Genomic DNA, 18,688 nt, shown 5'->3' with positions numbered 1-18,688 from the left:
GCTCCCATCTCCATAGTTGCTTCCACTGTTGGTCAGGGCTGCCATCACTAGCGTTTGGCAAATGCATTGCATATCAGTCCATGGCCGGACGCTTAAACCAGCAAAACCAAAGGGTTCGTCCCAACTCCAATGAAGACCAGGTCGTGGAGCAGGTCAAGGAGCATTTCGAACGCACGCTGATCGAAGTAGGCGGCACTGTGGCAGGCAGCGTGGCGGCTCTTGAGCATCAGCCCCATAACAAAGCTCTCAATTACGGCGAGGTCTTCCTGCGCGACAACGTGCCCGTGATGATCTACCTACTCACCCAAAAGCGTTACAAGGAGGTGAAGCAATTCCTCAGCGTTTGCCTAGATCTGCAAAGCACCACATATCAGACACGCGGGGTGTTCCCCACCAGCTTCGTTGAGGAACAAGGCGAGCTCATTGCTGACTATGGCCAGCGCTCAATCGGCAGGATCACCTCTGTGGACGCAAGCCTTTGGTGGCCCATTTTGTGCTGGCTTTATGTCAAGCGCAGCGGTGACAAAAACTTCGGCACCAACCAAAAGGTCCAACGAGGTGTGCAGCTGATGCTCGATCTCGTGCTGCATCCCACCTTCGAGGGCACTCCAGTTCTATTTGTGCAGGATTGCTCATTCATGATTGACCGCCCCATGGATGTTTGGGGGGCACCACTTGAAGTGGAAGTCCTGCTCTATGCCTGCCTGCGCAGCTGCATCGAGCTGATGGAACTGAGTCGCAAAACTCATGTCAGTCGGCTTCTCGACCAACGTCTCTTACTGACCCGCCAATGGGTGCATGACCTACGTCAATTCCTGCTCAAGCACTACTGGGTCACCAGCAAGACCATGCAGGTGCTGCGGAGAAGGCCCACAGAGCAATACGGCGACAACCAGCACCAAAACGAGTTCAACGTGCAGCCACAGGTCGTTCCCGACTGGCTTCAAGACTGGCTTGAAAACCGGGGTGGCTATCTCATCGGCAACATCCGCACCGGACGACCTGACTTTCGTTTTTACAGTCTCGGGAACTCCCTAGCCTGCCTGTTTGGGCTGCTCACCGCCCCGCAACAGCGCGCTCTGTTCCGACTGGTGCTTCACAACCGACAGCATCTGATGGCTCAGATGCCCATGCGCATCTGCCATCCGCCCATGGAAGGGGCGGAATGGCAGAACAAGACAGGTTCAGACCCGAAAAACTGGCCATGGAGCTATCACAACGGCGGACACTGGCCCAGCCTGCTCTGGTTCTTCGGAGCCTCAATCTTGTTACATGAACGGCGTCATCCTGAGGCCGACGTGCTGCTGATGGGTGAAATGCGCGCCCTACTAGAGGAGTGCTACTGGAGCCAATTAAACCAACTGCCGCGTCAAAAATGGGCGGAATACTTTGATGGACCAACAGGCACCTGGGTAGGACAGCAGTCAAGGACCTACCAAACCTGGACCATGGTGGGATTTCTACTTCTTCACCACCTTCTACGCGTCTGCCCCGACGACGTGTTGTGGTTGGATCTCGATGAACTTCTGCCAACTCATGAAGTGAACGCAACAAAAAACCCGGCGTGAAGCCGGGTTGATGCGAGCAAATCTTGACTTTTAAAACTTTTCAGAACAAACCCAGAGTTAGCGACTTGTCGATGGGGAGACAAGCACCGATGCCGAGATAAATCGTAATCACAGTTCCGAATAGAAAGAAGGCCATCGCAATTGGCCTGCGGAATGGATTCTGATACTTATTAACGCTTTCGATGAAGGGAATCAACATCAACCCGAGAGGAACAAGGGTTTGCAAAGCAATGCCAAGCAGCTTATTCGGAACAACCCGAAGAATCTGAAACACCGGATAGAGATACCACTCAGGAAGAATCTCTAGAGGCGTTGCAAAGGGATCTGCTTTATCACCCAACATCGCGGGATCAAGAACAGCAAGACCAACCAGGCAAGCAAACGTGCCCAGAATCACGACTGGGAAGATGTAAAGGAGATCATTCGGCCAAGCAGGCTCCCCGTAGTAGTTGTGCCCCATGCCCTTGGCCAGTTTCGCCCTCAATTTTGGATCAGAGAAATCGGGCTTCTTAAGAATGTGCATGGGATTTTGGCCGAATAGTTAGCGAATGAAGTCGGTGCTGAACTGAAATATAAAAACGTGAAGTGGGATTTGAATCTGAATGATTGACGCTTACAACGGTCCTGAAATGCCCTGCTTCCTGATCATCAGGAAATGCATGAGCATGAACACTGCAAGAAGCCAGGGCAGCACAAAGGTGTGAAGGCTATAAAAACGAGTCAGGGTGGACTGGCCGACGCTCTCGCCACCGCGAAGCAATTCGACCATAAAGTCTCCAACCACGGGAATAGCAGCAGGCACGCCTGAAACGATCTTCACAGCCCAGTACCCGACTTGATCCCATGGGAGGGAATAGCCGGTTACCCCGAAAGAAACGGTGATCACAGCCATCACAACACCGGTAACCCAGGTGAGCTCTCGCGGACGCTTAAAGCCGCCAGTGAGGTAGACGCGAAAGACGTGCAAGATCAGCATCAACACCATCATCGAGGCGCTCCAGCGATGCACAGAACGAATCAACCAGCCGAAACTGACATCTGACATCAGATAGCTCACAGAGCTATAGGCCTCAGTCACAGTGGGCTTGTAGTAAAAGGTCATCGCGAAACCTGTCGCGAACTGAACCAGGAAGCACACCAGCGTGATTCCGCCTAAGCAGTAGAAAATATTGACGTGCGGAGGCACGTACTTGGAGCTGACATCGTCAGCTATGGCCTGAATCTCAAGACGTTCCTGAAACCAGTCGTAGACAGGTGAGGAGTTCGTCATGCAAATGAGGGTCCGGATTGCGAGAGTCTACTTAACGTCCTGCATGGACAGCACCCGGCATGAAGCCAATGTTGCCGACTACTAACTCCCGATCACATCCGCTGCGGCGCCTATGGCTTGCGTGGCTGAGCCTGGGTCTTGGCGTGCTGCTGATGGCGGCTCCAGCCATGGCATTGAATGATGCTCAACAACTGGTCGTTGAAAGCTGGCGGCTCGTCAACCAGGGATATCTAGACCCAGCCAAGTTCGATGAGGTGCACTGGCGAAGGCTAAGAGAGCAGGCATTAGAGAAAACAATCAACAGTAGTAATGAGGCCTATGAGGCCATCGAAGCGATGCTGCTTCCACTTGAAGATCCCTACACAAGACTATTGAGACCAGACGACTACACCGCCATAAAAACCGCCAATTTGGGCAGCGAGATCAACGGCGTTGGCCTACAGCTGGGGGCCCGCGCTGAAGATGGCCAGGTCGTGGTTATCGCTCCGCTTGAAGGGTCCCCCGCGGCCGATGCAGGCGTCACAAGCGGCACGGCCTTACTCAGCGTGGATGGCCAGTCTCCACAATCCCTTGGCCTCGAAGCCACAGCGGCAAGGCTGAGGGGAGAAGTGGGCTCACAAGTTGTAGTAAAGCTGCAACCCCCAAATGGATCTAGCGAAGAACTCACCCTCGAGCGACGCAGTGTGGATCTCAGGCCAGTACGGACCCGCCGACTGAGGAGTGCTAAACACACCCTGGGCTACCTACGCATCACCCAGTTCAGCGAAGGAGTGCCCGAACAGGTCAAAGAAGCACTTCAGGAACTGTCAGAAAAAGAGATTGAAGGCCTAGTTCTAGATCTGCGCAATAACTCCGGTGGGTTAGTGAGCTCTGGACTAGCAGTAGCGGATGACTTCCTGAGTGGCTCCCCAATCGTGGAGACACGCAACCGAGAGCGCATTAACGAAGCAATCCCTTCTGCAATTGAAACCCTTTATGACGGTCCGATGGTGACACTGGTCAACGGCGGGACTGCCAGCGCGAGCGAAATTCTGGCTGGTGCCCTGCAAGACAACAGCCGCTCACAGCTGCTTGGTAGCCGCACGTTTGGCAAGGGTCTGATCCAAACACTCACCAACCTGAGCGACGGCAGTGGCCTGGCCGTGACGGTAGCCGGATACATGACTCCAAGCGGCCGAGACATTCAAAACCAGGGCATCGAGCCTGATCGGACTCTGGATCCTCCTGAACCCCTCAATCCTGGCGGGGAAGAAGACCGTTGGTTGCATGATGCTGAACTCTGGATGGAGGCCCAACTCGACCGCGATCAGGATGCCCAGTTAGCGACCACAGAAGATCTTCAGCTCGATAGTGCTGAAGATGTTGAATTAAAAAACTCAGCAGAATCGTGATGATCCATGAGTCTGCGCACGTATCACGACCCTCTCCATCGCGGCATCACCCTCAATGCCAGCGATGCAGCAGAGGCCATGGTGATGCAGTTAATCGATGCGGCACCATTCCAGCGGCTGCGCCGCATCCGTCAGCTTGGGCCAGCCTTCCTCACATTTCATGGAGCTGAGTCCAGTCGCTTCACCCATTCCCTTGGTGTGTTCCATCTCGCACGCCTTGCTCTGGAAAGGTTGCTGCAGTTCGACTCAGGCCTAGAGGAACATCGCGGACTGCTCTATGGAGCGGCCCTACTGCATGACCTCGGCCATGCCCCCCTAAGCCATACCGGAGAGGAAATATTTGGTCTGGACCATGAGACCTGGTCGGCGCGTTTAGTCAGAGAACATCCCGCCGTGCGTGCGCCCCTTGAGGCCTACGCCCAGGGCACTGCAGATGGAGTAGCCAATCTTCTTGAACAGGGCAGTTCACCCCACAGCGTGATCAAGGCTCTGGTTAGTAGCCAACTGGACTGCGACCGACTCGACTATCTCTTGCGAGACAGCTACAGCACAGGCACCCATTACGGCCAGCTCGACCTCGAGCGAATCCTCTCCGCCCTCACCCTGGCGCCTGATGGAGCCATGGCCATTCATCCAAAAGGCCTCATGGCAGTTGAGCACTACCTGGTCGTACGCAACCTGATGTACCGCAGTGTCTATAACCACCGTCTCAATGTTGTTTGCAACTGGCTGCTTGAGCAGGTGGTGCGCACCGCTCGCCAATTCGGAGCTGCTCATGTTTGGGCCGACAAGATCATGGCCACCTGGCTCTGGAGCCTCAATCAACTCGACCTCGACACATTCCTGGCCAATGATGACCTGCGCACCGGTTATCACCTCCTGCGTTGGCAAGACGAGGGACCTGCACCTCTAGCCGAACTCTGCAAACGTTTCCTCAATCGCCACCTCCTGAAAGCCCTTGCAGTGGAACATCTAAGCCATAGCAAACAGCTAGAGGTCCTCACTCTGGCTCGGCAAATAGCTGAACGCCAAGGCTTCGATCCAGCGCTCTGCTGTGGATTACGCCATCAGCAACAGCGCGGGTATCACCCCTACAAAGGAGGGCTACGTCTTTGGGATGGAAGGCAATTGCGAGCCCTCGAGCAAGCCTCTCCTCTGGTCGCCAGCTTGATTACCCCAGCCGACTCTTCATGGTTGATTTATCCCCGAGAGATTCATGGGGAGCTTCAAGCTGCGCTGGCAACCTAGACGGACTGGCCTAGCGTCCTCATCTGAAAAGGGTCTTGGAGATCGAGGTGAGCGAGCCTGAGGCACAACGACTCACACTCCCCTGGTGCCGAGAAGCACATTGGCGAGAAACATTGCCGGCCATGCTCAATGAACTTGATCCTGGGCCCACCGAACTCGATTGCCGCGACTGGCATCTGGGTTGCCGGGACCTGCATCAGCTGAGGGAGCTGCTGAACAAAGAAGGAGTGACGCTGACCAGAATTCACGCCAACTTGCGAGAAACCCTTGTCAGCGCTGCTGCTCTGGGTTATCCAACGCATATGGCCTCTCCACAGGGAAACAGCTCCAAAACACGCTCTAGCGATACACAACCCAAGCCCAAGACGCCCCAAAAACTGCTCTTCCACCAAGGCACTCTGCGATCAGGCGACCATCTGAGCGCAGAAGGAGACGTACTGCTACTCGGGGATGTCAACCCCGGCGCTCGCATATCAGCTGGAGGCGACGTGATGGTTTGGGGGCGACTCCGCGGCATTGCTCACGCCGGACAGGACGGCGACACCAAAGCAAAAATTGTGGCCCTACAACTCAGACCACTTCAGCTGCGTATTGCCGATGCAGTTGCTCGAGGCCCTGAAGATCAACCCCAACCTGGCTTAGCAGAAGAGGCCCGACTTGAAGCAGGCACAATCATGATCGAGCCTGCTAGGGCTAACAGATTCAACGGTTAATTCTTCAGCCTCAAAAGGCAAACACACATCACGATTAAGCCTCCGGCTCATACCCCGTTGAACAAAGCCCATTTGTTCCATTGCAAACCTTGGACCATTTCTCTTGGGCCTATTGCCTAGGCCACTTAAGCTGACCGCACTTTTCAATGGCCCGTGGCGCCAACGACACGCACCATTCTGATCTGCTCCGGAAAAGGAGGTGTCGGCAAAACCACCCTCACCGCCAACCTGGGTATCGCTCTTGCCAAGCTTGGAGTTCAAACCGTTGTGTTGGATGCCGATTTCGGCTTGCGCAACCTCGATCTACTACTGGGCCTGGAGAACCGAATCGTCTACACCGCCCAGGAAGTGCTCTCAGAGAACTGCAGGCTTGATCAGGCCCTGGTGAAACACAAGCAGGAGCCAAACCTCTCCCTTCTGCCCGCCGGGAACCCCCGCATGCTCGAGTGGCTCAAACCTGAGGACATGCAACGCATTGCCGCGATGCTGGCCAAGCAATTCGACTATGTATTGATTGATTGCCCCGCGGGGATCGAAGACGGCTTCAAAAATGCTGTTGCTGCCGCCAAGGAAGCAATCGTGATCACAACGCCTGAGGTTTCGGCAGTGCGCGATGCCGACCGTGTCATCGGCTTACTGAACACCCATGGCGTAAGCCCTGTTCAGCTGGTGCTCAACAGGGTGCGTCCAAAGATGATGGCCAATCAAGAGATGCTGGCCGCAGACGATGTAACCGACATCCTGGCGCTGCCCTTGCTTGGTTTAGTTCTAGAGGACGAACAGGTGATTGTGAGCACCAACCGCGGAGAGCCGCTCACCCTCAGTGCCAACAACTCTCCAGCCTCTCGTGCCTACTCCAACATTGCGCGTCGCCTGCAAGGGGAAGATGTTCCTCTGATCGATCCGGCCAAGGAAGGACTGGGACTACGCGAAAAGGTGTGGCGCTTGATGCAAACCAAGATCTTTTGACGTAATGGCAACCACTCTGCGAGACATTCTTGACAAATTGCTGGGCCGCCAACCAGCCAGTGCCAAAACGGCAAGGGAGCGCCTTCAGCTGGTGCTTGCCCATGACCGCAGCGATCTAAGCCCTGAACTGCTCGATCAAATGCGGCGCGAAATCTTTGAGGTCGTTGCCAAGTACGTGGAGATTGACCTTGAGGAAGGCGAAGTAAGCCTTGAAACCGAAGATCGCATGACGGCCTTAGTGGCTAACTTGCCGATCAAACGTTCCCAAGCCAAGGCTGTCAGTAACCAAGCCAAGGCTCTCAGTAGCCAAGAGAAGGCTGTCAGTAGCCAAGAGAAGGCTGTCAGTAGCCAAGAATCCGTGTCAACTCCTGGAGCAATGGAATAGGGCGGAGAAGAGGGGGAATCCTGAAAGAAATTGCTTTGCTGCTATGCAGCCACAAAATCAATCAAACTCTTTGCCATTGCCTCCATCAGCTGGAACGCAACGACTAAGCCCAGCGGAGCAATCCGTGGTGACTTTGTTGCTTGAGGGTCTCAGTAACAAAGCCATCGCACAAAGACTGATCCTTAGTCCACGAACCGTGGAAAGTCACATCAGCCATGCCCTCGCCAAAACCGGCTGTCAAAGCCGACTCGAACTCACCTTGTGGCTGATTGCCAACTGTCAGCCAGAAGCAGCCACCTCCGTCGTTACACTTCCAGGATTGCCGGCTTAGCTCAGTGGTAGAGCAGCGCTTTTGTAAAGCGAAGGCCATCGGTTCAAATCCGTTAGCCGGCATTTCAGAAAGATGAATGTCAACCAACAGCCAAGCTGCCAAACAAGAAGATCAAGGGAGCACAAGAGCCTTTCTTTTTGGACACACTTGTCGAACGTCCTGTCTTAAAGAACTCTTCAAACCTCTCAACCATCAGCCTGATCTTTCACCTTCCCTGCGAGCAACCAAGCTCCAAGCAACAACAGCACCCAACCCAGACCCCTTAATTCAAAAATCGGTGTACTAATCACAGTCGCCTGCTCTAATAGCCAATGAAAGCTGGCCTGAAGAAGAAATACTAAGCCGATCAGCCAGAGCATGTGAAGGAAGGCAATTTAGGCATCAAAGCCACTTTCACGTGACTGACAACATTGTGAAGAGTTGATGGTGACCATCATTGAACAACTGTCTACTTTCTAGACGCCGCAATCAAAGGATCTGAAGCTTACAAAGAGGTTCTAACCCCAAGCTCAAAAAAATGCCACCAACCAAACAGAACCATCGACAACACTGAACACGGGGGCAACGACCAAGACATTCGCAAGGAAACCTTGATCAGAGAATCAGATCCAATGGCAAAATATGAAAGCAAACAAAATTCACAATAGCCGCTCAAAAATCTCCAAGGACAAGAAATCTCCACTGCTAATGGAGATTGCTCAATCCCATTTTATGAGAGGAAGATGCATCAAAAACAGGAAGCAACCACAACAAAAGGCAATGAAGGATTGATGGTACCAATCGCATTTGGGCCCAATAGAGAAGGTCTTGCTAGGATCCTCCGAAAACAAGAGCCAAGGCAATGAGATTTATAGAATTCCTGGACCAGCGCTTCTGCAATTCACAGGAGATTAGAGAGATTAACCATCGAGGCATATCTGCAGGATTTGACGACTTCAGAGAAGTATGGGAACTCGATTATCTTTACGAGCATTTTGAAGCCGATATCCATGAGATCATAGAGGAGACAGGATATGTAGACTCTGACTTGAAAGACGAATTTGACAACGAAGAGACACTTAGAATGAAACTCGTATGGTTTGCAGTTAGCACATATTGCCTAAGCAGAACTGATGCTCTTGTCGAGGCAAAAGATCAAGGTGTTTAGCAATGATTGAGGGCTAGAAAGTTAACAAAATGCCAAGCATTTACTCTGAGAGCAGTGAAATCTCAACAGCCAGTGGAAAACTATTGCCACTGACATTCACGACTACTATATCCATGAGATTGTCATCGCACTAGGCTGCCTACTGAGATGGTCAAGGCCAAATAAAGGATTGGACGAAGTCGTTAAATGGATTACTTCAGACAAATTCACCTTATCGAAGATCAAATCAATTGCAGCAAGCAAAAAAGAAGAAGTATCAAGGTTGCTAACTGATTTAATCAGAGAAACCCAATCTCGCCTTGCACTGCCATCAAAGCCTCTATAAGAACGTTACTTCACTCATCCCAATCCAAAAGGAATGATCCAATGAAGTTTGTTGAGGCTATTCTTGCGGGTGACCCAAGTCAAGCAGGTGCAGTAAAGACATTGAGAGATGATCTAATGAAGAAAACAATCGAACTTGGCTACCCAATTCCAATAATGCCACAACCTACAAGTGCAGAAGTTGCAGAAATCAACAAACAGCAAAAGAATCCTGTCAAGCTTCTGAGTGTTACTACAACCATCCGAAAGCTTGCAATAAAGCTGAATCAAGGCGAGCTAGTGTTCGACAAGCAAACATTTGAGCTTGATATCAAAAATGAGGTTTTGAAATTTTTTACTGAAGAAGATACTAAGAGGCTGGGCGACTTATCCCCCAAGCATCTTCAAGAATGAATCGCCTTAGACTTTCTCAACTTTGGCCTTTGCAGAAAAAATAACGGCTGGCACAAAGATTCAAATGGTCGGGACATTGTTGATCTAAACAATTCAAGCCCTGAATAAAAAGCACAGGAAGATATTAAAAACCTGACCATCAATCAACCTCACCCTGCCTTAAAAGCCTCACCAACCAGCGCAAAGATCAATTCACAAGAAATGCTTTGCATCTTTTTGCATTTTTTGCATTAATTAGCCTCCATAATAATGGCCAGTATACGCCATTAAACTAGAGTAGTTAACCACTGATATAGCATTGCCCAACAAAATCAAATGCTTTAACGAACCTTGCGACAGGGTTTCGCAACAGTTTAAAAATGCAGGGATTATTAAGGTCTTGGTACTTCGGCTCTGGTATTTCTATGTTTAAACAGCATCTCAAGGTATTGAGTGAAGCTCACAAAACTCTCTCAATCAGAGCTCGATAGAGGCTGTGAGCTCAATAATGTTTTAAAAGAGTGTTGGAAAGCTTTTTACAGCCTGACTGCTCAAATGAATAATGTGGAGACAGATAGCACAAAATATCTTCAACTCGATAGACTTCGCCAGACTTGTGAAAAAAACATCGACGAATTCAAGCAGGAGCTAGATGAACTCAACTGGCTGATACGAATAGGGATTCGTGACTAGGCCGCAGAGCAGCAAAAGCTTTACCACCAATCAACAACAGCTCTTCTCTTTACAAGCAACAACCTCAACAAATCACCGCGTTGGAGACGAGTTTCAGAGATCACTCAAGTGGTCTCTGAAATGCACCTCTTAACAAGTTCGGTTCGACCATTTGAATCGTCAGGCTCTCTTGATCAGACGATTCATTCAAAGCTCAAGCACCACTGCACCACGTCGTAACTCATGCCAACGCCCGGCCCCTTGCCAAGCCACCACCGTGCTGGCCAAACCAGAAGGCGTCGGCCATGGCAATGGCCCCAACAATGGCAATCCTGGGAAACAAGTATGAGCAGCATCTGCAGAGAAAGTGGGCACAGCACCAGACAAATTCGCGCTCGTGGTAGCTAGTGGCCCGCTCTGCTTCAGCAAGTTCCTCAGCATTCCACAATCCGGTACTCGCAACCCAAGCGTGAAAGCGCCAGGATTAAGAGCCTCAACAAGCACACCCGAAGCCGGTACAACCAAGGTGAGGGCCCCTGGCCAATAGCGCCTGGCCATCGACCAGGCATCCTCCAAAGCAAGCGGCAAAACATGCGCAAGTAACTCTTCAGGAGTAGCTCCCATCAGGATCAGAGGTTTGTCGGCCGACCTCTGCTTCATCGTCCACAACTGTGCAGCGTGAACAGGAGCGGCCGCCAAAGCTGGCAAGGTGTCTGTCGGCAACAATGCCGCTGAACCAGCATGCAATCTGGATGCCAAGGCACTGGCGTCAAGAACAGCCGAGGGCAGCACTGCCATGGTTCAAAGAGTCTTGATGATCAGGACGCCGAGCAATGGCAAAGCGCCTTACCCCCAGTAAATCTGACTTGTAGTCCACATTCTCCAAACCCTGCTGACGCATCAAAGCCAGCACGGCATCGCTCTGGTCATGGTGGTGTTCCAAGAACAGCCAACCACCAGGCTCTAAGGCCTGCATGGCACCAGCAATGATTTGACGAGTGGCCACCAACCCATCGGCTCCCCCGTATAGAGCCAAATGAGGCTCATGATCACGGACCACGGGTTCAAGTTGAGCCATTACAACTTCTGGGATGTAGGGAGGATTGACCAGCACCAAGCTGAACTCTCCCCACCAAGGCCGCAAAGGCTCCCACCAACTGCCCTGATGCAGCTGCCATAAGGCATGGGGCGCAAGCCTTTGCAAGTTCCGTTTCGCCAAAGCCAAGGCCTCGATGCTGCAATCAACTGCATGTCCACGCCAAACAGGGAGAGCGCGAGCCAACGCCACAGCTAGTGCTCCTGACCCTGTCCCCAAATCGGCCCAGCGACCAAAAGGTTTCCGAACCAATGCTTGCAAAGCAAAATCCACCAACAGCTCCGTCTCCTGTCGGGGAATCAATGCCACCGCACTGACCTCCAGCTCAAAATCCCTCCAAGGGCAGCAACCGATCAAATGCTGAAGAGGAATGTGATGATCAAGATGTTGCTTCCAGATCATTGCGAGCTGATCAAGAGATCGCTCAAGCAGCACTGAACGGCGTGGGTCGAGATAAAGCTGCTGAAGATCGCTCCAGCGCAAACCTCCACCCAAATCAAGCAACCAGTCAAAATCAACAGCACGGCCTCCTTCAGCAATCTGCAAACGACGCCAGGCCAATAGCTCTGCTGCGGAAATCTCCAGCAATGCCATCGAAACAGGCTAGGCCAAACGCCAATACAACCCAGGCTCTGCCACCAAAACCCCCTGCAGCTCCAACTGAAGCAATTGTTCTGTCAATCGCGCCGAAGACAGATTCAGACAGGTCATCAAATCCTCCAGGGACGCCCCATCGCCAATGGCCTTTAACAGTGCTGTATCGCCATCCTGGCCAGCTCGTGAGCTAGATCGAGAACCAGACAAATCAAAAGCAACCGAAGGAGAATGAACCGCCAGCGGACCAGTACCAAGTTGTTTTACAAGAGCTTCAGGGCTTAGCAAAGGGGAAGCCTGATCCAACAACAAAGCATTGCTACCGAGGGCCGACCATCGCCTTGCATCTCCGGGCACGACAAACAGCTGACATTGCTGCTCGATTGCCCGCCGCGCTGTTATCAAGGCTCCACTTCTCTCGGGGCACTCGACGACGACCACAGCCTTTGCCAAGGCCACCAATAAGCGATTACGGGCTGCAAAACAACCGCGCTTGACCAAAATCTCCCGGGGCTGCTCTGTGACTAGCAGCCCTTGAGCCGCTACCAGAGCTTGAAGGCCCTCATTCTGCCGGGGATAGACCTTCTGCAACGGTGTGCCCAGGACGCCCACAGGCGCACCACCGCCTTCCAAACAGCCGCGATGGGCAGCCGTATCAATCCCTTCTGCAAGGCCACTAATCACAGGCCAACCCGCTAGTGCCAAAGCACGACCCAATGCTTCAGCCACACGCAAACCATGGTTCGAAGGCCGTCGTGTGCCAACAATTGCTACCGCCCTACGGGCCCCAAGGCATCCCAAAAGCTCCTGCCGGCCCTGCCAAAAAAGCGCCAAAGGAGGGCGCGTCAAGGCACGAAACCCTTCCGGCCAAAGCACATCCACAGGCAACAAGACATCCTCCGGCACGTCGACACTTGGACAAGTTCCCCACTTGCTGCGGTGGAGGCTCAAGTCTTTGAACAAGGCTGTCGGCCAGGAGAGCACCTTGCGCAACCTTTCCTCAGGCCAAGTCCATAGCTCAGCCAGACTGACCTCTTGAGCCTGGCCTAGCGCCTCGAGGTCCCCCATTCGAGCCGCTCCAATCCCTGGACAGCGGCTCCAAAGCCACCACCAATGCCGACATTCCACCAGGAAAATAGTACGTATGAACCAATGATCTTATAGGCGCGGCTCGACCCCCTGTTGTAGTTGCCGTAAAGCACTCGCAAGAGGCTCTGGGGGTTGACGTAGCACCCGCCGCCTCGAGCCCATGACATTGAGCAACACAAGATCCACCTGAGCATCAGCGACCCGATCCCCTGCCTCCGATGCAAAAACTGTGAACCATGGCCATCGCACCCCATCCCAGGGCAGAGACCAACTCTGCAGCTCTACCACCTCACCATGGCGAAGCGCACGACGATAGTGAATCTCAAGACGCACCACAGGCATCTCCAATCCGGCTGCGGAGATCCGCGCATAGGGCAAGCCTACCTGCGCCAAAGCCTCCACTCGAGCCTCCTCCAGCCATGCCACATAGGCCCCATGCCACATCACCCCAGCGTGATCTGTGTGCTGCGGTAACACCCGCCTACGCAGCTTCCAAGGCTGAGTCTTCTCACTCGTCATCAGCATGCTGAAGTCCTAGCTCACTCGCCATAGGCTGCTGCAAAGCCTGGTAAAACTTGCAAAAGAACCTACTGACCAAGAACTAGCTGGAAGCAATGCTGAAAATGCTCTACCCGAACTGACCTCCCCAAGTTCAAAACAGCTGATATCTGTCGGCTAAGTCTGGATTCCTAAAAGCTGTCCAGCTAGATCGTGGAACCCCACCAAAAGAGTTGTAACCCCTTCCCCGCCCAGACATTGGCAAGTTCATGAGAATCAGCCCCAACGCATTGGGTACACCCATCAAGCAAGGATGAATCAAAGCGAGGGTGGCCCAGATGGCGGTTAAAGAGAACGCAGATCTAATTTCAATTGCTTGGGAGAGTCGCCATCAAGAACTGATCAAGGGCCTTTAGGACCTCGACACGCTGGTTGGGAGTTCCGGTGAGCAACTTCACCTGAGTTGATGAAACCGCTTCAGTCCTGATTGACCAGGACCAAGAACGCAGTTGAAACTGGCAAGCGGATGGCCTTCAAACCAGCAAGAAGTTGATCAGCTTTTGTTGCTGTTGGTCTGGATGTAAAGACCAATCAGAAACAACATCGGAACCGCTACGAACAGAAGGGTGGCTAGGAAGCCGAAGTTGTTTACAGGCATGGCCGCAGAGGATTACTCCGGGAAAGTATCACCCGCAAGCTACCCAAACTGCAATCTGCTCAATCCTCGTCACCGGGCGTAGCAGCCCACGCCCTTTCAAAACCAGCTGAGATCACACCATCAAACCCCTCTGATTCGAGGGGTTTGATGGCCTATTAAGACAGCTTTTGCGCACGCGCCGCCTCAAGTCGACTCTTGGCATTAAGCAGGGCTTCCTGTGGTCGAGTCACGACGATCACTGACGACATAACAATGGTCTGACAAGCAAGGCGCCAATTCTCAGGGCGGCGCTTGAGCTTGATTTCCTCAACCTCAGTTCGTGGAGAAAGCGCACCAACTTTGCTTTCCCCCTCAATTCCAACAAAACAAGTAATGCACTGACCACAACCTCCACAGTTCCCCAACTTTCCTTTCAGCCCGTAGAGCTCCATCCCCTCGCGCAAGGCAACCTCTCTGAGATTTTCGCCTTGCTTGCACTCAACATCTTTGCCTTCCCGGACAAAGCGAATGATGGGCATGGATCTTGAACGCAAAAGACAACCCATTTTGTCTCAAGCGCGGCATTGCAGTTTGTAACCAAGCCTGAATATCAGCAAAACCTCAGCCTGACGAAATCGATAGCCCTCCAAACCCACTCTTTTAAGAGCTATTCATGTATCACTGCACGTTGCAGCTAGCGACAACCTTCTCCACACTTAATGGTGCACGTCTTACGATCTGCGGGTCTGGCTGCATTAGCAGCTTCGTTTCGTTCCCCCGAACCTGACCCATGGGATTGCCCTGGTATCGGGTGCACACGGTCGTTATCAACGACCCCGGCCGACTTCTGGCCGTGCACCTCATGCACACAGCCCTGTTAGCCGGCTGGGCCGGCTCCATGGCCCTCTACGAATTAGCCATCTTCGATCCTTCGGATCCCGTCCTCAACCCCATGTGGCGGCAAGGCATGTATGTCATGCCGTTCATGACCCGCTGCGGAATTACTGGCAGCTGGGGGGGCTGGAGCATCACCGGTGAAACCGGTGTTGATCCAGGCCTCTGGAGCTTCGAAGGTGTTGCTGCCGCTCACATCATCTTCAGTGGCCTGTTAATGCTGGCCGCAATCTGGCACTGGACCTACTGGGATCTTGATCTTTGGCTAGATCCACGTACTCAAGAACCTGCTTTAGACCTTCCAAAAATCTTCGGCATCCACCTGACACTTGCAGGTGCCGTTTGCTTCGGCTTTGGAGCCTTCCATCTATCAGGACTTTATGGTCCAGGGATGTGGGTCTCTGATTCCTATGGACTAACAGGTCATATGGAGAATGTCGCGCCCGAATGGGGTGCTGCAGGATTCAACCCCTTCAGCCCAGGCGGCATTGTGGCGAACCACATTGCGGCAGGAATCTTTGGATTCCTTGGTGGCCATTTCCAAATGCTCAACCGCCCACCTGAAAGGCTTTACAAAGCCCTTCGCATGGGCAATATCGAAACAGTCTTAGCCAGTGGTTGTGCTGCTGTTTGCGCAATTGCCTTCATCGTTTCAGGAACGATGTGGTATGGATCTGCTGCCACACCTGTTGAACTGTTTGGACCTACCCGTTATCAGTGGGACCAAAATTTCTACAGAACTGAAATCAACCGTCGTGTCCAGTCAGCCATGGATGAAGGCGCTACTCAAGAGGCGGCATATGCCGCTATCCCTGAGAAGCTTGCCTTCTACGACTACGTAGGTAACAGCCCTGCAAAGGGCGGTCTATTTAGGGTTGGTGCCATGGTGAATGGCGACGGTCTTGCTACTGGCTGGCTCGGTCACATCACGTTCAAAGACAAGGCAGGCAATGATCTGCAGGTCCGTCGCATCCCGAATTTCTTCGAGAACTTCCCTGTGTTACTCGAAGATCAGAATGGCGTCGTGCGTGCTGACATCCCATTCCGCCGTGCTGAAGCAAAGAATTCCTTTGAGCAGCAAGGCGTAACGGCAACCATCTATGGCGGTTCCATGGATGGGAAAACCTTCACTGATACCGCTGATGTGAAGCGTCTGGCTCGCAAGGCTCAACTTGGTGAAGCCTTTACTTTCGACCGCGAGACCTATGCTTCGGATGGTGTTTTCCGAAGCTCACCTCGAGGCTGGTTCACCTTTGCTCACGTCAACTTTGCGCTCTTGTTCCTATTCGGCCACTGGTGGCATGCAGCTAGGACCTTGTACCGCGACGTGTTTGCCGGTATCGATCCTGACCTTGGCGACCAAGTTGAATTCGGTGTTTTCCAAAAGTTGGGCGACGCTTCTACTCGTCGCGTTCCAGGGCAAACTTAAGCCTTCCACAGGAACTACACCTTCAGCTGATCGACCCTACGGAGACTCTCAATGGATGCTTTTGCTTACACCCTCTTAATGACCCTGGTGGTTGCCACCCTGTTCTTCGCGGTTGCATTCCGTGATCCGCCGAAAATCGGCAAAGACAGTGGCAAATAAAACGCCAATCTCTTCAAAGCCCCGCTTCGGCGGGGCTTTTTTTTTATCTTTAAGCACTTCTTCCTCCAATCTCGTTGATCCAAATAATCATGCAGTCTCATTGTCTCGCAAAGGATTTACAGCACTAAAGCCTGAGAATGCAGTTCAACAGGTCCTTCTCAAGGCTCGAATTACTGTCTAGACTTAGTTCACTAAGTTTGGAGTCTTACGGGCATGCAATGCCCCTCCTGCCAAAACACTGATAGTCGGGTACTTGAATCCCGCGCTGCTGATGCCGGGCGAAGTGTAAGAAGGCGCCGTGAATGCTTACATTGCGACTTTCGCTTCACGACATACGAACGCGTCGAAACTGTTCCAATCACAGTTTTGAAGCGTAATGGCAATAGGGAGACTTTCAATCGCAGTAAAATCCTTAATGGCCTTACGCTGGCCTGTCAAAAAACCGGTCTCGAGCAAGACAGACTTGAGTCAATGGTGAACGAGCTTGAACTGCAACTTCAGCAAAGAAGTGGGCGTGAAGTGAATAGTGCTGAGATCGGCGAAATGGTTTTGGACCAACTATCGGAAATGAGCGAGGTCGCTTACGTACGCTTTGCGTCGGTATATCGTGATTTCCGTGGAGTTAATGATTTCGTAGCAGCACTTGAAGGCATTCATGCCAACAAGGAACAGCTCGCAGCCGTTCGCTGAGAATAAGGAGTCAATCTGTAGAGTGATCAATTAATTCCGAAAGGTCGGCGGGCCACTCGGATTTCCTTGCGCACTGCCATAGGGCATACCGCCATCCAACAATGTCTGCGACTCCTACTGAACAAGTTCAGGACTCTGCTGCTGATAGCACTAGCAGCGAGCAGGTAATCAATACCACTTCTGAAACAGCCGAAGCTGCCAAGCAAGCCTTGGCTGAAGAAGACCTGAGCATTCCAGAGGATGTCCCAACAGCCGATGACCCGAGCAGCCGAGCAGCCAAAAACGACCTGAGTGGAGCTGGATTCACCCTCGATGAATTTGCATCACTACTGAGCAAGTACGACTACAACTTCAAGCCAGGTGACATTGTCAACGGCACGGTATTTGCCCTTGAATCAAAGGGCGCAATGATCGACATCGGGGCCAAGACCGCAGCCTTCATGCCCCTTCAGGAAGTGTCGATCAATCGGGTCGAAGGACTCAGCGACGTCTTACTTCCCGGAGAGATCCGCGAGTTCTTCATCATGAGTGAGGAGAACGAAGACGGACAACTCTCCCTTTCAATTCGCCGCATCGAATACCAACGTGCATGGGAACGGGTAAGACAGCTACAAAAGGAAGATGCAACCATCTACTCCGAAGTCTTTGCGACCAATCGCGGGGGTGCCCTGGTCAGGGTGGAAGGCCTGAGAGGGTTCATCCCCGGATCACACATCAGCACCCGCAAGCCAAAGGAAGAGCTTGTCGCGGACTTCCTACCTTTGAAATTCCTCGAAGTCGACGAAGAACGCAATCGCTTGGTCCTGAGCCATCGCCGTGCTCTGGTTGAAAGGAAGATGAATCGCCTCGAGGTTGGCGAAGTCGTCATCGGCGCCGTTCGCGGCATCAAGCCCTACGGAGCCTTCATCGACATCGGTGGCGTGAGTGGCCTACTTCACATCTCCGAAATTAGTCACGAGCATATCGAGACCCCCCACTCGGTTCTTAACGTGAATGATCAGATGAAGGTCATGATCATCGATCTCGATGCGGAGAGAGGTCGAATTTCACTATCGACCAAGGCCCTTGAGCCCGAACCCGGAGACATGCTCACCGATCCACAAAAGGTCTTTGACAAAGCTGAAGAAATGGCCGCCCGCTACAAGCAAATGCTGCTCGAGCAGGCCGAGGAAGGCGAAGATCCAGAAGTTGTCCCCCTCGACTAATCCTGAT

At 52.6% G+C, this 18,688-nt stretch carries 22 protein-coding genes and 1 tRNA gene; 14 read left to right on the top strand and 9 right to left on the bottom strand.

Features of this window, described 5'->3' with window-relative positions; all coding sequences use genetic code 11:
- Positions 1–80: 80 nt before the first annotated feature.
- Positions 81–1,568: a glycoside hydrolase 100 family protein gene (locus tag SIB68_RS12040; protein WP_011131014.1), complete on the top strand. Its 1,488-nt coding sequence runs from the start codon at positions 81–83 to the stop codon at positions 1,566–1,568.
- Positions 1,569–1,608: 40 nt separating this feature from the next.
- Here SIB68_RS12040 and petD read toward each other — a convergent pair whose 3' ends face one another.
- On the bottom strand, positions 1,609–2,091 hold the full coding sequence (petD, locus tag SIB68_RS12035) for a cytochrome b6-f complex subunit IV (RefSeq protein ID WP_011131015.1): 483 nt from the start codon (positions 2,089–2,091) through the stop codon (positions 1,609–1,611).
- A 90-nt stretch (positions 2,092–2,181) separates the two neighbouring features.
- Positions 2,182–2,838 (bottom strand): cytochrome b6, encoded by a 657-nt coding sequence (gene petB, locus SIB68_RS12030; RefSeq protein ID WP_011131016.1) that lies wholly within the window; start codon positions 2,836–2,838, stop codon positions 2,182–2,184.
- 68 nt (positions 2,839–2,906) lie between these two features.
- Between petB and ctpZ the strand changes: the two genes are divergently transcribed.
- The 7 genes from ctpZ (at position 2,907) to SIB68_RS11995 (ending at position 7,937) form a co-directional block, all read left to right on the top strand.
- Complete coding sequence (ctpZ, locus tag SIB68_RS12025; RefSeq protein ID WP_236069055.1) at positions 2,907–4,229, top strand: carboxyl-terminal processing protease CtpZ; 1,323 nt, start codon at positions 2,907–2,909, stop codon at positions 4,227–4,229.
- Between the two features lie 6 nt (positions 4,230–4,235).
- A complete protein-coding gene (locus SIB68_RS12020) occupies positions 4,236–5,477 on the top strand; it encodes an HD domain-containing protein (RefSeq protein WP_063400738.1) in 1,242 nt (413 codons plus the stop codon).
- Positions 5,478–5,512: 35 nt separating this feature from the next.
- On the top strand, positions 5,513–6,190 hold the full coding sequence (gene minC, locus SIB68_RS12015; protein WP_063400739.1) for a septum site-determining protein MinC: 678 nt from the start codon (positions 5,513–5,515) through the stop codon (positions 6,188–6,190).
- A gap of 153 nt (positions 6,191–6,343) precedes the next feature.
- On the top strand, positions 6,344–7,159 hold the full coding sequence (gene minD, locus SIB68_RS12010; RefSeq protein WP_011131020.1) for a septum site-determining protein MinD: 816 nt from the start codon (positions 6,344–6,346) through the stop codon (positions 7,157–7,159).
- Positions 7,160–7,163: 4 nt separating this feature from the next.
- Positions 7,164–7,544 carry a cell division topological specificity factor MinE gene (gene minE, locus SIB68_RS12005; RefSeq protein WP_063400740.1) on the top strand — a complete coding sequence of 127 codons (381 nt, stop codon included), beginning with the start codon at positions 7,164–7,166 and terminating at the stop codon, positions 7,542–7,544.
- Positions 7,545–7,587: 43 nt separating this feature from the next.
- Positions 7,588–7,875, top strand: coding sequence for a response regulator transcription factor (locus SIB68_RS12000; protein WP_063400741.1), 288 nt, complete (start codon positions 7,588–7,590; stop codon positions 7,873–7,875).
- Positions 7,866–7,937: transfer RNA gene (locus SIB68_RS11995), tRNA-Thr, on the top strand. Before SIB68_RS12000 ends, SIB68_RS11995 begins: the two co-directional genes overlap by 10 nt.
- A 123-nt stretch (positions 7,938–8,060) precedes the next feature.
- Here the strand turns inward: SIB68_RS11995 and SIB68_RS11990 are convergent.
- The gene (locus SIB68_RS11990; protein WP_196757139.1) at positions 8,061–8,234 is read right to left on the bottom strand and encodes a hypothetical protein; all 174 of its coding nucleotides are present in this window, start codon (positions 8,232–8,234) and stop codon (positions 8,061–8,063) included.
- Positions 8,235–8,716: 482 nt separating this feature from the next.
- On the opposite strand from SIB68_RS11990, the gene SIB68_RS11985 reads away from it, so the two are divergent.
- A complete protein-coding gene (locus tag SIB68_RS11985; RefSeq protein WP_063400742.1) occupies positions 8,717–9,022 on the top strand; it encodes a hypothetical protein in 306 nt (101 codons plus the stop codon).
- Between the two features lie 366 nt (positions 9,023–9,388).
- Complete coding sequence (locus tag SIB68_RS11980; protein WP_063400743.1) at positions 9,389–9,739, top strand: hypothetical protein; 351 nt, start codon at positions 9,389–9,391, stop codon at positions 9,737–9,739.
- An 858-nt stretch (positions 9,740–10,597) separates the two neighbouring features.
- Here SIB68_RS11980 and SIB68_RS11975 read toward each other — a convergent pair.
- The 6 genes from SIB68_RS11975 to SIB68_RS11950 all read right to left on the bottom strand — a co-directional run bounded on the left by SIB68_RS11975 (position 10,598) and on the right by SIB68_RS11950 (position 14,843).
- Positions 10,598–11,188 (bottom strand): L-threonylcarbamoyladenylate synthase, encoded by a 591-nt coding sequence (locus SIB68_RS11975; RefSeq protein WP_063400745.1) that lies wholly within the window; start codon positions 11,186–11,188, stop codon positions 10,598–10,600.
- Positions 11,160–12,080, bottom strand: a complete 921-nt coding sequence (prmC, locus tag SIB68_RS11970) for a peptide chain release factor N(5)-glutamine methyltransferase (protein WP_063400746.1) — start codon at positions 12,078–12,080, stop codon at positions 11,160–11,162. The genes SIB68_RS11975 and prmC overlap by 29 nt, the downstream gene beginning before the upstream one ends.
- A gap of 9 nt (positions 12,081–12,089) precedes the next feature.
- Positions 12,090–13,148 (bottom strand): DNA-processing protein DprA, encoded by a 1,059-nt coding sequence (locus SIB68_RS11965; protein ID WP_063400747.1) that lies wholly within the window; start codon positions 13,146–13,148, stop codon positions 12,090–12,092.
- A 90-nt stretch (positions 13,149–13,238) separates the two neighbouring features.
- On the bottom strand, positions 13,239–13,694 hold the full coding sequence (locus SIB68_RS11960) for an acyl-CoA thioesterase (protein WP_063400748.1): 456 nt from the start codon (positions 13,692–13,694) through the stop codon (positions 13,239–13,241).
- Positions 13,695–14,220: 526 nt separating this feature from the next.
- Entirely contained in the window at positions 14,221–14,325 is a 105-nt protein-coding gene (gene psbM, locus SIB68_RS11955) for a photosystem II reaction center protein PsbM (RefSeq protein ID WP_011131030.1), read from the bottom strand.
- Positions 14,326–14,480: 155 nt separating this feature from the next.
- Positions 14,481–14,843 carry a 2Fe-2S iron-sulfur cluster-binding protein gene (locus SIB68_RS11950; protein WP_041384630.1) on the bottom strand — a complete coding sequence of 121 codons (363 nt, stop codon included), beginning with the start codon at positions 14,841–14,843 and terminating at the stop codon, positions 14,481–14,483.
- Positions 14,844–15,094: 251 nt separating this feature from the next.
- Here SIB68_RS11950 and psbB point away from each other — a divergent pair, with 251 nt between their 5' ends.
- The 4 genes from psbB (at position 15,095) to SIB68_RS11930 (ending at position 18,681) form a co-directional block, all read left to right on the top strand.
- Complete coding sequence (psbB, locus tag SIB68_RS11945; protein WP_063400749.1) at positions 15,095–16,627, top strand: photosystem II chlorophyll-binding protein CP47; 1,533 nt, start codon at positions 15,095–15,097, stop codon at positions 16,625–16,627.
- Positions 16,628–16,678: 51 nt separating this feature from the next.
- The gene (locus tag SIB68_RS11940) at positions 16,679–16,786 is read left to right on the top strand and encodes a photosystem II reaction center protein T (protein WP_011131033.1); all 108 of its coding nucleotides are present in this window, start codon (positions 16,679–16,681) and stop codon (positions 16,784–16,786) included.
- A gap of 213 nt (positions 16,787–16,999) precedes the next feature.
- Positions 17,000–17,476, top strand: a complete 477-nt coding sequence (gene nrdR, locus SIB68_RS11935; protein ID WP_011131034.1) for a transcriptional regulator NrdR — start codon at positions 17,000–17,002, stop codon at positions 17,474–17,476.
- 101 nt (positions 17,477–17,577) lie between these two features.
- Complete coding sequence (locus SIB68_RS11930) at positions 17,578–18,681, top strand: 30S ribosomal protein S1 (RefSeq protein WP_011131035.1); 1,104 nt, start codon at positions 17,578–17,580, stop codon at positions 18,679–18,681.
- Positions 18,682–18,688 lie beyond the last annotated feature (7 nt).

Origin of the sequence: Prochlorococcus sp. MIT 1323, assembly GCF_047304905.1 — a bacterium.
GTDB lineage: Bacteria > Cyanobacteriota > Cyanobacteriia > PCC-6307 > Cyanobiaceae > Prochlorococcus > Prochlorococcus marinus_D.
Note: the sequence above shows the minus strand (reverse complement) of the source record. Positions and strands in the feature narration are given on the sequence as shown.